11 protein-coding genes and 1 tRNA gene are annotated in these 15,689 nt (G+C 57.2%); all 12 read left to right on the forward strand.

The features are described 5' to 3' along the window. Positions 1-48: 48 nt before the first annotated feature. The 12 genes from clpX (at position 49) to rpsB (ending at position 15,629) form a co-directional block, all read left to right on the forward strand. Positions 49-1,314: an ATP-dependent Clp protease ATP-binding subunit ClpX gene (gene clpX / locus ABDK74_RS00880; RefSeq protein ID WP_194254613.1), complete on the forward strand. Its 1,266-nt coding sequence runs from the start codon at positions 49-51 to the stop codon at positions 1,312-1,314. Positions 1,315-1,466: 152 nt separating this feature from the next. Next, entirely contained in the window at positions 1,467-4,019 is a 2,553-nt protein-coding gene (lon, locus tag ABDK74_RS00885) for an endopeptidase La (protein ID WP_346002339.1), read from the forward strand. A 141-nt stretch (positions 4,020-4,160) separates the two neighbouring features. Beyond that, positions 4,161-4,445 (forward strand): HU family DNA-binding protein, encoded by a 285-nt coding sequence (locus tag ABDK74_RS00890; protein ID WP_011251684.1) that lies wholly within the window; start codon positions 4,161-4,163, stop codon positions 4,443-4,445. Between the two features lie 75 nt (positions 4,446-4,520). Then, positions 4,521-4,595, forward strand: a tRNA-Val gene (locus ABDK74_RS00895). Positions 4,596-4,614: 19 nt separating this feature from the next. Beyond that, entirely contained in the window at positions 4,615-5,346 is a 732-nt protein-coding gene (locus tag ABDK74_RS00900) for a biotin--[acetyl-CoA-carboxylase] ligase (protein ID WP_346002340.1), read from the forward strand. 16 nt (positions 5,347-5,362) lie between these two features. Beyond that, a complete protein-coding gene (locus tag ABDK74_RS00905; RefSeq protein WP_346002341.1) occupies positions 5,363-6,175 on the forward strand; it encodes a type III pantothenate kinase in 813 nt (270 codons plus the stop codon). Between the two features lie 40 nt (positions 6,176-6,215). Next, positions 6,216-7,874, forward strand: coding sequence for a ribonuclease J (locus tag ABDK74_RS00910; RefSeq protein WP_346002342.1), 1,659 nt, complete (start codon positions 6,216-6,218; stop codon positions 7,872-7,874). 12 nt (positions 7,875-7,886) lie between these two features. Continuing rightward, entirely contained in the window at positions 7,887-9,203 is a 1,317-nt protein-coding gene (gene proS, locus ABDK74_RS00915; protein ID WP_346002343.1) for a proline--tRNA ligase, read from the forward strand. After that, the gene (locus ABDK74_RS00920; RefSeq protein ID WP_346002344.1) at positions 9,203-10,453 is read left to right on the forward strand and encodes a lipoprotein-releasing ABC transporter permease subunit; all 1,251 of its coding nucleotides are present in this window, start codon (positions 9,203-9,205) and stop codon (positions 10,451-10,453) included. Before proS ends, ABDK74_RS00920 begins: the two co-directional genes overlap by 1 nt. Then, positions 10,446-11,141: an ABC transporter ATP-binding protein gene (locus ABDK74_RS00925; protein WP_346002345.1), complete on the forward strand. Its 696-nt coding sequence runs from the start codon at positions 10,446-10,448 to the stop codon at positions 11,139-11,141. Before ABDK74_RS00920 ends, ABDK74_RS00925 begins: the two co-directional genes overlap by 8 nt. 69 nt (positions 11,142-11,210) lie before the next feature. Next, positions 11,211-14,633, forward strand: coding sequence for a DNA polymerase III subunit alpha (gene dnaE / locus ABDK74_RS00930; RefSeq protein ID WP_346002346.1), 3,423 nt, complete (start codon positions 11,211-11,213; stop codon positions 14,631-14,633). 198 nt (positions 14,634-14,831) lie between these two features. Further along, on the forward strand, positions 14,832-15,629 hold the full coding sequence (gene rpsB / locus ABDK74_RS00935) for a 30S ribosomal protein S2 (protein WP_346002347.1): 798 nt from the start codon (positions 14,832-14,834) through the stop codon (positions 15,627-15,629). The last annotated feature ends 60 nt before the right edge of the window (positions 15,630-15,689 follow it).

Raw genomic sequence — 15,689 nt, forward strand, 5'->3', positions numbered from 1 at the left:
CTGCTGCGTGAATGCGGCCATGTCGTGCGTAAGGGAAAGGAAGCAGCAGTGAGCAACAAATCCGGCGATTCCAAGAACACCCTGTATTGCTCGTTCTGTGGGAAATCCCAGCACGAAGTCCGCAAGCTGATTGCAGGTCCCACGGTTTTCATCTGTGATGAATGCGTCGAGCTGTGCATGGATATTATCCGTGAGGAGCATAAGACCCATCTCGTGAAGTCGCGTGATGGTGTTCCGACGCCCAAGGAAATCTGCAAGGTTCTTGACGATTACGTGATCGGTCAGTTCGAGGCCAAGCGTGCGCTCTCCGTGGCGGTTCACAACCACTACAAGCGCCTCGCCCATGCCGCGAAGAGCACCGATATTGAGATTGCGAAATCCAACATCCTGCTGATTGGTCCAACGGGTTCGGGCAAGACTCTGCTCGCCCAGACGCTGGCGCGTATTCTTGATGTTCCCTTCACGATGGCCGACGCCACGACCCTGACCGAAGCCGGCTATGTCGGTGAGGACGTGGAAAACATCATTCTCAAACTGCTCCAGTCCGCCGACTACAATGTGGACAGGGCACAGCGCGGCATCGTCTATATCGACGAAATCGACAAAATTTCTCGCAAGTCCGACAACCCGTCCATCACGCGTGACGTGTCGGGTGAAGGTGTTCAGCAGGCGCTTCTGAAGCTCATGGAGGGCACGGTTGCTTCCGTGCCGCCGCAGGGTGGCCGCAAGCATCCGCAGCAGGAGTTCCTGCAGGTCGATACGACCAATATGCTCTTCATCTGTGGTGGAGCTTTCTCCGGTCTGGACAAGATTATTTCGGCCCGTGGCAAGGGATCGGGGATTGGCTTCGGGGCTGATGTCCGTTCCGAAGATGAGCGTCGTCTGGGGGCCATTCTTCAGAGTGTGGAGCCGGAAGATCTGCTGAAATTCGGCCTTATTCCTGAATTTATTGGCCGTTTGCCGGTCATCGCTGCTCTGAATGATCTGGATGAATCCGCCCTGATCCAGATCCTGAGCAAGCCTAAAAACGCTCTGGTAAAGCAGTATGGCCGTCTGTTCGAAATGGAAGGCGTCAAGCTGACCTTTACGGATGATGCACTCGCTGCCATCGCCAAACGCGCCATCGAGCGCAAAACCGGTGCGCGCGGCCTGCGTTCGATCTTGGAAAACATCCTGCTTGGTACGATGTTCGACCTTCCCGGCCTTGAAGGGGTCGAAGAGGTCGTCATCAATCGCGAAGTGGCTGAAAGCAAGGCACAGCCGGTCTATGTCTATGGAAAAGGCAAGTCGGAGCCTGCCGAACAGTCTGCGTAAAAATGGTTTAGGCTCTTGTGTCGGAGCCTTCGGGGTTCGACATAACTGACTGAGGTTGTCCCAATTCATGCCTCTCAGGCATGAAAGAGATGCGATACTGACGCTGCAAGGCAGGTCGGTATCGCAAGATCGTCCCTCTGGAGATCAAATGAATGACTGACGATACCAAGCCGAAAACCCGTCGCCGGACAAAAAAGACGGATGACGTGGTTGTTGCAGAAACACCCGTAACAGCGCCCAAGAAGGCTGTTCGTAAGCCACGCAAGGCTGCAGCGCCTGCTGTTGTAGAAGTCGAGCAGGAGCCTGTGCGTCACGATGTGATGGCCGTTCTGCCATTGCGTAATATCGTGGTCTTTCCCCACATGATCGTGCCGCTGTTTGTCGGGCGTGAAAAGTCGGTAAAGGCGCTGGAAACCGTGACACGCGAGAGCAAGCAGATCTTGCTTGTGGCGCAGAAGGATGTCTCTCTGGACGATCCTTCGGTCGATGATATCTATCGTTACGGTACAGTCTCGACCATTCTGCAGTTGCTGAAGCTGCCGGACGGCACCGTCAAGGTTCTGGTCGAGGGGACGCGTCGTGTGCATATCACGCGTCTGTTTGATGTGGACGGACATTTCGAAGCTGAAATTGAAGAAATTCCCGAAGAAGGCGTGGATGCGGCGCCGGGAAGCGAAATCGAGGCGCTGAGCCGTTCAACGGTTTCTCAGTTTGAGCAGTACATCAAGCTCAACAAGAAAATTCCGCCGGAAGTCATGGTCTCGATCAATCAGATCGAGGGTATTTCCAAGCTGGCTGATACGATTGCGAGCCACCTGAACCTCAAGATTTCCGAGAAGCAGGACATTCTGGAAACGGCGTCTCCCGCACGGCGTCTGGAGCAGGTGTTCGCTCATATCGAAACGGAAATTGGCGTTCTTCAGGTCGAGAAGCGCATCCGTAACCGCGTGAAGCGGCAGATGGAAAAGACCCAGCGCGAATATTACCTGAACGAACAGCTCAAGGCGATCCAGAAGGAGCTCGGCGAGGGCGAGGACGGTAAGGACGAAAATTCCGAGCTTGAAGAAAAGATCAACAAGACCCGTCTGAGCCGCGAAGCCAAGGAAAAGGCCCATGCCGAGCTGAAGAAGCTGCGTGGCATGAGCCCGATGTCGGCCGAGAGTACGGTTGTCCGCAACTATCTCGACTGGCTGCTGGGTATCCCCTGGAAAAAGCGTTCGAAAATCACGCGCGAATTCCAGCATGCTGAAGACGTGCTTGAAGCCGAGCATTACGGTCTGGAAAAGGTCAAGGAACGTATTCTCGAATATCTGGCCGTTCAGACGCGCTCGCAGAAGCTCAAGGGGCCGATCCTGTGTCTCGTCGGGCCGCCAGGCGTCGGCAAGACCTCTCTGGCGCGTTCCATCGCCAAGGCAACTGGTCGGAATTACATTCGCATGTCACTGGGTGGCGTTCGTGATGAATCCGAGATCCGTGGTCATCGGCGGACCTATATCGGCTCCATGCCGGGCAAGATCATTCAGGGCATGAAGAAGGCGCGGACCTCCAATCCGCTGTTCCTGCTCGACGAGATCGACAAGCTGGGGGCCGACTGGCGCGGTGATCCGTCTTCGGCTCTGCTTGAAGTGCTGGATCCGGAACAGAACTCTACGTTTGCGGATCATTATCTCGAAGTGGATTATGATCTTTCAGACGTGATGTTCGTCACGACGGCTAACAGTCTGAACATGCCTCAGCCGCTGCTGGATCGCATGGAAATCATCAACCTCTCCGGTTATACCGAAGATGAGAAAGTGCAGATTGCGCGCCGTCATCTTCTGGGTAAGCAGGCTGAGGCGCATAATCTCAAGCCAGATGAATGGACAGTGACGGATGATACGATCCGTGAACTGATCAGGGCTTATACCCGTGAAGCAGGCGTGCGAAACCTTGAGCGCGAACTTGCCAAACTGGCACGCAAGACCGTCAAGGAAATCATCACAACCGGTGTCAATCATGTCGCGATTACGCCGGAAAACCTTGAGAAATATGCTGGCGTTCGCCGTTTCCGTCATGGTGAAACCGAGACGGAGGATATGGTTGGCGTTGTGACAGGACTGGCCTGGACACAGGTCGGCGGCGAGATCCTGACGATCGAAAGCGTGATGGTTCCGGGCAAGGGCAACGTCAAGCAGACCGGAAAGCTGGGTGAAGTGATGCAGGAGAGTATTTCTGCAGCGCTTTCTTATGTTCGTTCGCGGGCGCAGGATTTCGGGATCCGGCCGCCGCTGTTTGAGAAGAGGGACATCCATATCCATCTTCCTGAAGGTGCAACGCCCAAGGACGGTCCGTCTGCCGGTATTGCGCTGGCGACGTCTCTGGTGAGCATCATGACGCAGATCCCCATCCGCAGGGATGTCGCCATGACGGGCGAGATCACTCTGCGGGGCCGGGTTCTGGAGATCGGAGGGCTCAAGGAGAAGCTGCTGGCAGCCCTGCGGGCAGGGATCAAGACGGTCCTGATTCCTAAGGATAACGAGAAGGATCTGGCGGAAGTGCCGGATAATGTCCGGCACGCGCTCAAGATCATTCCCGTGAGCCACGTGGATGAAGTGCTCAAGATTGCGCTGACTCGTATGCCGGAAGCCATTGAATGGGATGAAAATGTTGATCCCATCAGTGAAATAACGGTGGATAAAGCGGCTCCGCAGGCACTTCCCCACTAACACGGACGATCTTCTGCGATTCTGGCAGTTGACGCCGGAAAAATCCGCTTCATAGTGCGGCCGCAGATCGAACAAGGCGCCTGAGCCAGAAGGGACTCATCTGAGCCCGGCTCAGGCGCTCTAACACCAGAAAGGCACATCATGGAGAAGCCCCTCAACAAGCAGGAACTGATCGCCGCCGTTGCAGACGCAGCCGATCTTCCGAAGGCAAAGGCCAGCGAAGTTGTCGATGCGGTGTTCAGCACGATCGAAGCGACGCTTGCCAAGAAGCAGGAAGTCCGTCTCGTCGGCTTCGGCAGCTTCGTGACCGCAACGCGTAAGGCCGCCAAGGGCCGTAACCCGCGTACGGGCGAAGAAATCGACATTCCGGCATCCACCTCTGTCCGCTTCAAGCCGGGCAAGGGTCTGAAGGACGCCGTGAGCTGAAAAAGCTCACAAAACGGTTCTGGGTGGCTTTACCGCCATCCGGAACCGTGTATATAGGCCTCACAAACATTCTGAGGGCGATTAGCTCAGCGGTAGAGCGTCTCGTTTACACCGAGAGGGTCGGCGGTTCAATCCCGTCATCGCCCACCATTATGAATACCATGCAGCCATGAATTGGCGTTTCGAATACCATGAAACGCTCGGCTCCACTTCCGACCTCTGCAAAATCAGAGCTGAAGCCGGAGAACCTGAATATCTGGCCGTTCAGGCCTTTTTCCAGACATCAGGGCGCGGTACGCGCGGACGAACATGGACTGATCCGGGAGGGAACCTTGCGATTTCGCTTTTGTTCCGTCCTGTTGATCCTGCGATGTTCATCACGGCTCTTCCATTTCTCACTGCAGTAGCCTTGTACGAGACCGCCACGCATTTCTGTCCTGCGTCTGCAGGGCCGACGCCTTTTATGGTGAAGTGGCCCAATGATCTGCTGCTGGATGGCTGCAAGATGGCTGGTGTGCTGATCGAGGCGGGTGGGCCGCAGGGCAGGCCATGGGTCGTCGTGGGAATCGGAGCCAATCTGACGCAGGCTCCCGAGATCCCCGGCCGCCGTCTTGCCGCACTTTCCGAAATAACTGCTGCGCCATCCGCGAAAGCGTTTGGTAAGATTCTGGTCGCGCAGATTGAGCGCTGGACCGATATTCTGGCAGAGCAGGGATTTGAACCGATCCGGAGCGCGTGGCTGGCCCGTGCACATCCGGTCGGGTCGCGGCTTGCGGTTCAGGGTTGTGAAACCTATATTACAGGTTCATTTTCAGGGCTTGATGCGCAGGGACGCCTGCTGCTGACCCTTTCCAACGGTGAAACCATTCCGGTTGTAACCGGCGATATTCTGCTGGATTGAAGGACCGGATCGCAACGTGCTTCTCGTCATTGATGCTGGAAACACCAACATCGTGTTCGCTGTACACGACGGAAAGTCGTGGCTCGGACAATGGCGAATCTCGACGAACGAAGCACGCACGGCGGATGAATATGCGGCGTGGCTTCTGACTCTTTTCGACCGGTTGGGTCTGGATGCGAAGAAGATCAGTCGCGCCATTATCGGTACCGTGGTTCCCGTGGCGCTGTATGAACTGCGCCGTTTCTGTCGTGAATGGCTGGATGTCGTGCCCCTTGTCGCCAATGCAAGGCTGGACTGGGGTATCGATGTCCTTGTGGAAAATCCGAACGAATTGGGTGCGGACCGGCGTTTGAACGGTCTGGCGGGGCGTGAATTTTATGGCACTCCTCTGATCGTTGTCGATTTTGGCACTGCGACGACTTTTGATGTCGTCAATACGGCGGGTCAGTTCTGTGGCGGCGCAATTGCTCCGGGGGTAAACCTGTCGATTGACGCGCTGCATCGTGCCGCAGCACGCTTGCCGCGCATGAGCATCGGACGCCCCACAACGGCAATCGGTCGCAATACGAGCGTTGCGATGCGCTCTGGCCTGTTCTGGGGCTATGTCGGGCTGGTCGAGGGACTGATCCGTCGTATTTCCGATGAAATGGACGCAACGCCAACAGTGATTGCAACAGGTGGTCTGGCCCCGCTGTTCTCTGAGGGAACGCCGCTTTTCGACGTGCTGGCGCCCGATCTGACGCTGGATGGCCTGCGCCTTCTGGCGGACCGCAATACAGGTCCGCCTCTTTCCTATTCCCCTGAGCGCCCACAGGGCATCGGGCAATGACTCTCGTTTTAATTTTATATTGTATCTGCAAGGAACTATCATGACGGAAAAACCGGACGGTCTGTCTTTCCTGCCCTTGGGCGGGACGGGCGAGATCGGTATGAATTTCAATCTCTACTGCCTCACCAAGAACGGTCGCGACACCTGGCTTGCCATCGATTGCGGCATCGGATTTTCGGGTAATGACACACCCGAAGCCGAAGTGCTGATGCCGGACCCGACCTTTATTGCTGATCGTGCGCGCGATCTGTGCGGTCTGGTAATTACCCATGCGCATGAAGATCATCTGGGTGCGGTGGCGCATCTGTGGCCGTATCTGCGCTGCCCGGTTTATGCAACGCCGTTTGCTGCTGCGGTTCTGCGGCGCAAGTTGCAGGAAGCTCATCTGAACAATCAGGTGAAGATCCACGTTATCCGTCCGGCTTCGCGTTTTGAAGTTGGACCGTTCGATCTTCAGTTCGTCTCCGTCACGCATTCGGTTGCCGAAGCTCAGGCTGTGGCGCTGCGGACGCCGCATGGCCTGATCGTCCATACGGGCGACTGGAAGCTGGACGAGAACCCGTTGGTTGGTCCGGTGACGGACCTTGAGACGTTCGGCAAGCTGGGCGACGAAGGCGTTCTGGCCATGGTCGGCGACAGCACCAATGTGCTCAAGCCGGGCAAGTCCGAGTCCGAAGCGGACGTCCGAAAGGGCCTGACGGATCTGATCATGGGGTTGGAAGGCCGCATTGCCGTGACGTGCTTCGCCAGTAACGTGGCGCGCGTCGAGAGCATCGCCAAGGCGGCTCAGGCCTCGGGGCGTGTGGTCATGATCGTCGGCCGTTCGCTGCGCAATCTTGAGACGGCTGCACGTGAGTGCGGCTATTTTCAGGACCTGCCGCCGTTCCTGACCGAGCAGGATGCTCGGGATGTGGACGATGACAGCCTGTTGATGATCATCACGGGCAGTCAGGGCGAACCACGCTCAGCCCTGTCGCGGATTGCGTCCGACACGCATCCGAACATCGCCCTCGGCGAAGGCGATACGGTGATCTACAGCTCGCGGATGATCCCGGGCAATGAACAGGCCGTCATGGCCGTTCAGGATAATCTGTCGCGTCGTGGCGTGACGGTCCTGACGGACAAGGACGCCAAGGTTCACACGTCCGGTCATGCGACCAGCGAAGACATTCGCACGCTCTATCGGATCGTCCGTCCGAGATACAGCATTCCGACCCACGGAGAATGGCGTCACCTGACGGCCCATGCCGCACTGGCGCACGAAATGGGTTCCGAGCCGATCCTGCTGGAAGACGGCGATATCCTCAACCTGTCTCCGGGTGAGGTGAAGGTTGTCGACACGGCGCCGACGGGCCGTCTGGCACTGGATGGCGGCCGTCTGCTGCCGATGACGGGCGGTGTTCTCGCAGCCCGTCGCAAGATGCTGTTCAACGGCATCGTGCTGGCCAGTTTTGCCGTCGACGACGAAGGTTATGTCATTGGTGAGCCCAAGATCAGTGCGCCGGGCCTGCTGGAAGCTGATGATCCGGAAAGCATCCGTATTCAGGAAGAGTTTGCCGACTCCATCGACCAGATCCCGGATGAACTGCGTCAGGATGATGCAGCTTTCCGCGATGCGGCCAAAACGGCCCTGCGCCGTGCTCTGGGGCGCAAGCTCCAGAAGCGTCCGCTTGTCGATGTTCATCTGCTGCGCGTCTGAGAGAAGTAACACATGCGTTTGACGAAAGCCTTTCAGCCGACGCTGAAGGAAGTTCCGGCCGAGGCGCAGATCGCGTCTCATCGCCTGATGCTGCGGGCTGGCCTTGTGCGCCAGACCTCTTCGGGTATTTATGCCTGGCTGCCGGCAGGCCTGCGGGTTCTGCGCAATATTGAGCAGATCGTCCGTGAAGAGCAGGATGCCATCGGCGCACAGGAAGTCCTGATGCCGACGCTTCAGTCCGCCGATCTGTGGCGCCGCTCGGGGCGTTATGACGCCTATGGTCCGGAAATGCTCCGGATTCAGGATCGTCATGGCCGTGATCTGCTGTACGGGCCGACGAACGAAGAAATGATCACGGATATCTTCGGAGCATCCGTGAAGTCCTACAAGGATCTGCCCAAGGCGCTCTATCACATCCAGTGGAAGTTCCGTGACGAGGTGCGCCCCCGTTTCGGCGTGATGCGTGGGCGTGAGTTCCTGATGAAGGACGCCTATTCCTTCGATGCGACATACGAGGATGCCGTCGCCAGCTATCGCCGGATGATGCTGTCTTATCTGCGTATCTTCCAGCGTCTGGGTGTTCGGGCTGTCCCGATGGTCGCCGATACGGGACCGATCGGTGGCGATCTGAGCCACGAATTCCTCGTTCTTGCTCCGACGGGTGAAAGCGGCGTCTTCTTTGATGCGGCTCTTGAGGAACAGGATTGGCTCGGTCGTCCGGTCGATTGTGACGATCATGAAAGTCTCGCCACATTCTTCTCAACTGTGACCGACCATTACGCCGCGACGGACGAAAAGCACGACGAAGCCGAATGGGCTAAAATCCCGGAGAAGCGCAAGCGCGAAGGCCGTGGGATCGAAGTCGGTCACATCTTCTATTTTGGTACGAAGTACACGGAATCGATGGGTATTGAAGTGATCGGTTCTGATGGGGCGTCGTTCCATCCGCAGATGGGGTCTTATGGCATTGGTGTGTCGCGTCTGGTCGGCGCGATCATCGAGGCATCGCATGACGAGGCTGGTATCATCTGGCCCGCATCGGTCGCGCCATATCGGGCGGCAATCCTGAACCTGCGTCAGGGTGATGAAGCCTGCGATGCGATCTGTGAGACCATCTACGGCACCGATCCCGAGAACCTGCTGTATGATGACCGTTCAGACCGCGCGGGTGTGAAGTTCAACGATGCGGATCTGATGGGACACCCCTGGCAGATTATTGTCGGGCCGCGGGGTGCCAAGGAAGGTAAGGTCGAGCTCAAGCAGCGCGCCACGGGCGAGCGGTTTGAATTGTCGGTTGAGGACGCTCTGGCCAAAATCGGAGCCGCCTGATGTTCGGCCGCTTTGAGCGCATGGTGGCGGGACGGTATCTCCGTGCCCGCCGTGGTGAACGTTTTGCTTCGATCATCGCCATTTTTTCCCTGATCGGGATAGCGCTCGGAGTGGCGACTCTCATCATCGTCATGTCGGTGATGAACGGCTTCAAGGCCGATCTGATGGGACGTATCCTAGGTCTGCACGGTGATCTGACCGTGTATGGCTACGGTCGTCCTATCGAAGTTTATGAAAATGATGTCGCTGCCATCCAGCAGGTTCCGGGCGTAAAATCCGTTATTCCCATGGCGCAGGGAACCGTGCTGGTGGAGGCGGGTCGCTTCTCGTCCGGAGCGGAAATGCAGGGCGTGTCCCAGCAGTCGCTTCGGGACTGGACCGCCCTGAGCAGCGGAATTATTGCGGGAAGTCTGAACAATTTCACGGGCGATGACGCGGTTGCGATCGGAACGACGATGGCTGATCGGGCCGGGCTGACAGTTGGCTCCCCGATCACGCTTCTGTCGCCAGACGGACAGGCAACGCCGTTCGGCACCATGCCACGGGTCAAAACCTATCATGTGGCCGTCATTTTCGATGCCAACTGGAACGATTATAATTCCGGCATCGTCCTGATGCCGCTGCCAGCTGCACAGAAATTCCTGATGCTGGGGTCTTCGGCTGTTTCGCTCATTCAGGTTTCGACGAATGATCCGTCCAATGTCCAGCCGACGCGCAAGGCCATTGCCGAGCGTCTGGAAGATCCGCGTCTGCGAGTGCTGGACTGGACGCAGAGCGCCAACGGTTTTCTGGATGCAGTCACAGTCGAGCAGAACGTCATGTTCCTGATTCTGATGCTCATCATTCTTGTCGCGGCGTTCAATGTGATTTCCTCGCTGATCATGATGGTCAAGGATAAGACACGGGACATCGCGGTGCTGCGGACGCTTGGAGCGAGCCGGGGCGCGATTATGCGGATTTTCCTCATGTGCGGCGCGTCTGTCGGAATTGTCGGAACCGTAGCGGGGTCCGCGCTGGGAATTGCTTTTGCGCTGAATATTGAGCGGATCCGACAGTGGCTTCAGTCGTTGACGGGAACCAATCTGTTCAATCCGGAAGTCTATTTTCTGGAACGTCTGCCTGCGAAACTGGTGTGGTCCCAGGTGTGGGAAGTGATCGGAATGTCTCTGGCGCTCTCGCTTCTGGCGACACTCTATCCGTCCTGGCGCGCGGCCAGAACCGATCCGATCGAGGCCCTGCGTCATGAATGAGCATTCCGTGGGGGCAAGTGCCTTGCGTCTTGAAGGCCTGAAACGCCGTTTTCGATCGGGTGAAGAGACGCTTGAAATCCTGAGCGGGGCCGAGTTCGAACTGCGTGCCGGTGAAATTGTGGCTCTCGTTGCGCCAAGTGGCACCGGAAAGTCCACGCTTCTGCACCTTGCAGGTCTGCTGGAAGCGCCGTCTGAAGGCACGGTTTTCGTGGCAGATCGTCCGGCAAGCGGATTGAGCGATACATTGCGGACGGCGATCCGGCGGGATCAGATCGGGTTTGTGTATCAGTTTCATCATCTTCTGGGAGAGTTCACGGCCTGCGAAAACGTCATGCTGCCGCAACTCATTGCTGGCGTTTCCCCGAAGCAGGCTCGCGCACGAGCCAAGGATCTGCTCGGCCGCTTTGGTCTCTCTCATCGCCTTGAATCGCTGCCCGGTCGCCTGTCCGGTGGGGAGCAGCAGCGGACTGCGATTGCGCGTGCGCTGGCCAATCAGCCCAAACTGCTTCTGGCAGACGAACCGACCGGCAATCTGGATATTGGCACGGCGGATCATGTGTTTGGGGAGCTTCTGCGTGTCGTGCGGGAAGAAGGCGCAGCGGCGCTGATCGCTACGCATAACGATGAACTGGCCTCGCGTATGGACCGGACCGTGACGTTGCGGGATGGAAAACTCGTTTCGCTATAGGACGCTGAATCGAAGCGGCAGGTTTTAAAAAATCCTGCATCTGATGTCCGTCCCTGATAGACTTGCGGCATGTCTCATGCCGATTTTGTTCATCTCAGAAATCACTCTGCCTATTCCCTGAGTCAGGGTGCGATCCGGATTCCCGAACTCGTGAGTCTGGCCGCCAAAAATGCCATGCCAGCCGTTGCCCTTACGGATAGTGGCAATCTCTTCGGGGCGCTTGAATTCTCGCTCTACTGTCGGAGCAACGGTGTGCAGGCGATCGTGGGCTGCCAGATTTCGCTTCCACCCCGCTCGACCAAACCGGGAGCAACTTCCGAGCCTCTAGTTCTTCTGGCGCGGAACGAGGAAGGCCTCGCAAACCTCCAGATCCTGTCTTCCGAAGGGTTTCTGAACGGCGATCCTGCCGATCCTTCCATTGCTGTCGAATTTCTCTGCCAGCACGCGGCAGGGCTGTTTCTGCTGACTGGCGGCAATCGCGGCCCGATCAACAGGCTGATTCTTGAAGAGCAGAAGTCTGAGGCAAAAGCGCTTCTGACACGGCTGGAAGAGGCTTTCCGGGGAAATATCGCGGTCGAACTGAACCGGCTTGGAGAGGCTGGAGAACAGGAGGTCGAGAGTGTTCTGATCCCGATGGCAGATGAGATGAACATTCCTCTGGTGGCGACCAATGAATGCTTCTTTCCCAAGCCTGAAATGCATGAGGCCCATGACGCGCTTCTCTGCATCGCGCAGGGGCGGACCATCGCTGAAGATGATCGCTGGCATGTGTCTTCGCAGGCCTGGTTCAAGACCCCGGCGGAGATGCGGGCTGTCTTTCACGACCTGCCGGAAGCCTGCGACAACACACTGATCATTGCACAAAAATGCGCGGTGGCAGCCTGCACGCGCAAGCCGCTTCTGCCAATCTGCCCGAAGGTTCGGGAAGGTTCGACGGAAGAAGAAACTCTGCGCGCCATGGCCTGGGAAGGGCTGGAAAAGCGTCTTGAAGCGGTCAGTGCGGATGAGGAAAAGCGTAGACTTTACTCAGAACGGCTTCAGGTAGAACTCGATATCATCGTGGGGATGGGGTTCCCGGGCTACTTTCTGATCGTTGCAGACTTCATCCAGTGGGCAAAAGCGCACGACATTCCGGTCGGCCCCGGACGTGGGTCAGGGGCAGGGTCGCTTGTGGCCTATGCACTGACGATTACGGACATTGATCCCATTCCGTTCGGGCTGCTGTTCGAGAGGTTTTTGAATCCCGAGCGCGTTTCCATGCCGGATTTCGATATCGATTTCTGTCAGGATCGTCGCGATGAGGTGATCCGTTATGTGCGCGAGGAATACGGTGGAAGCCGGGTGGCGCAGATCATCACGTTCGGAAAGCTTCAGGCCAAGGCGGCAGTGCGGGACGTGGGCCGTGTGTTGGGATTGCCTTATGGCATGGTCAACCGTGTAGCCGAACTGATCCCGAACAATCCCGCCAAGCCCGTGTCGCTCTCGGACGCAATTGACGGAGAGCCACGGCTTCAGGAAATGCGCGACAGTGATGAGTCGCTCAAGCGCCTAATGGAAATCGCGTTGCAGCTCGAAGGTCTGTACCGTCACGCCTCCACCCATGCTGCGGGTGTAGTGATCGGTGATCGTGAACTGGTGGAACTGGTGCCGTTGTACCGCGATCCCAAGAGCGACATGCTCGTGACGCAGTACAACATGAAATATGTCGAGCAGGCCGGGCTGGTGAAGTTCGACTTCCTTGGCCTGACAACGCTCACGATCCTTAAGCGCGGACTGGATTTCCTTGAAGAACAAGGAGTTACAGTCGATCTCTCACGTATTCCGCTGGACGACGCGAAGACATTCGAAATGCTGGCCAAGGGCGATACGGCCGGTGTCTTCCAGTTCGAAGGCGCGGGGATGCGGGACATGCTTAAACAGATGGCGGCCAGTAGGCTCGAAGATCTGATTGCGGGCGTTTCGTTATATCGCCCAGGACCGATGGCCAATATTCCGGATTACTGTCGGCGCAAACACGGCGAGCACTGGGAGCCTCCGCACGAGGAAATTCGCGACATTCTTGAAGAGACCTATGGCATCATGGTCTATCAGGAACAGGTCATGCAGATCGCGCAGAAGATGGCTGGTTACAGTCTTGGTGGTGCAGATCTGCTGCGGCGTGCGATGGGCAAAAAGATTGCCTCTGAAATGGAAAAACAGCGCGCGATTTTCACTGAAGGTGCCACAGCCCGCGGTATTCCGCAGGATAAGGCGATCGAAGTCTTTGATCTTATGGCTCGTTTCGCCGATTATGGCTTCAATAAATCGCATGCAGCAGCTTACGCACTGGTGTCCTATCAGACGGCTTGGATGAAAGCGAACCATCCGGTAGCGTTTCTTGCCGGCTGCATGTCTTTGGCTCGGGAAAAAACGGATAAGCTGGCAGCATTGTGTCAGGAAGCACGCAGGATGAAGATTCCCGTGTTACCCGTTGATATCAATAAATCTATGGCAGATTTTTCCATCGAGATTATGGAAGATGGACAGCAGGGTATTCGCTATGCGCTTTCAGCCATTAAGCGTGTGGGAGCCGTGGCGATGGAAAGCGTCGTTGCTTCGCGCGGAGAACGTCCATTTCAGGATCTGACGGATTTTTCCGAACGCTGTGATCCAAAGAGCCTGAACAAGATCCAGATCGAAAGTCTTGCAAAAGCAGGAGCTTTCGACAGTCTTCTCAAAGACAGACACACGGTTTTTGCCAGTGCTGACATTCTCCTGCGTCGTGCTCAGGCGCGTGCGCAGGAAGAAAAAGTAGGTCAGACGGGCCTGTTTGGCGGCGTTGGGCAGGAACGTGAGATCCTGCGGTTGAACGAAGGGCGCCCCTGGCCAGATTTCGAGCGTCTTTCGCTTGAAGCCTCGGCTATCGGCTTTCATATGAGTGCTCATCCGCTCGATGCCTATCGCAGTGTGTTGCGCAGACTTGGGGTTACACCATCCAACGCCCTGGAAAACGCTGCAAAAACAGGGACAACGCGCGTCAAGATCGCAGGCTGCGTTGTCGATCGCAAGGAACGACCGACCCGAACCGGCAAGAAGATGGCATGGGTCAATCTGTCCGATAGCGGTGGAGGATGCGAGGTCACGCTCTTTTCAGAAACACTGATCTCCTGTCGAGATCTGCTGGTGGCCGGACAGGCCATTCTGGTGAATGCCGAACTCAAGACTGACGGGGATGCGCTGCGGATTACGGCCCAGAGCGTCATTGATCTTGAAGCTGCAGCGGCGGCAGAGCGGTCGGAAATTCGCGTTTGGCTGAAGCAGGAAAGTGCATTGTCCGAACTCACGGCGCTTCTGGAGGAAGTTCAGGGAGGATTTGGTCGGGTGAAGCTCCTGCCTTCCGTTGAGGAGACGCAGGACGTGGAAATCTCCATTCCCGGACTGTACCGCGTAACCCCCCGACTGGCGGAGCGGCTGCGGACTATCCGGGGGGTGGAAAAGGCGCAGCAGGTCTGATCCTGCGTGTGGATATTGTATGAAATTCTGCGGACAGAGCTTGCGTCCGCAGGGATTTTCCGCCATATCGCGAGCGTTCTTCGTCGGGATCTGTCCTGACGGAAACAATCCGCACGCATGGCTCACGGGTTTTCTGGTGTCCTTTTCAAAGGGACGTTGCCATGCGGAGGTTTAACCAGACGCAAGGAATTCTGAATCATGGCAATGCCTGATTTCACCATGCGCCAGCTGCTCGAAGCCGGCGTTCATTTTGGTCACCACACCCGTCGCTGGAACCCGGCCATGGCGCCGTACCTGTTCGGTGTGCGCAACCAGGTTCACATCATCGACCTGCAGCAGACGGTTCCGATGCTGGACCGCGCCCTGAAGGTTGTCCGTGACACCGTTGCCAACGGTGGCCGCGTCCTGTTCGTTGGCACCAAGCGCGCTGCGGCTGACCATGTTGCTGAAGCTGCACAGCGTTGCGGCCAGTACTACGTCAACCACCGCTGGCTCGGCGGCATGCTGACCAATTGGAAGACCATCACGGGTTCCATCAAGCGTCTGCGCCAGATCGACGAAATGCTGTCCAATGGCACGGCTGGTCTGACGAAGAAGGAAGTTCTCGACATCACGCGTGACCGCGAGAAACTCGAGCGTTCCCTCGGCGGCATCAAGGAAATGGGCGGCCTGCCCGACCTGCTGTTCGTGATCGACACGAACAAGGAAAAGCTGGCGATTGAAGAAGCCACGAAGCTTGGCATTCCGGTCATCGGCGTTCTGGACAGCAACTCCAACCCTGCTGGCGTGACCTATCCGATCCCGGGCAACGATGACGCCATCCGCGCTATCACCCTGTATTGCGATCTGGTTTCCGGTGCGGTTCTCGACGGTATTTCCGCCGAGCTGGCTGCTTCGGGTCAGGACATCGGTGCTGCCGAGGAACTGCCGGCTGAGACGGCTGTTCTTGAAGCCGCTGCTGCTGAAGGCGCAGAAGCTCCCGCTTCCGCAGGCTGAACAGACTGCCGGGGTCCGGTCATGGAAAACGGCAACTGAAACATGGCATGCGGCCGGGCG

This window comes from Gluconobacter sp. OJB, assembly GCF_039638275.1.
In the GTDB taxonomy this organism is placed as follows: Bacteria; Pseudomonadota; Alphaproteobacteria; order Acetobacterales; family Acetobacteraceae; genus Gluconobacter; species Gluconobacter cerevisiae.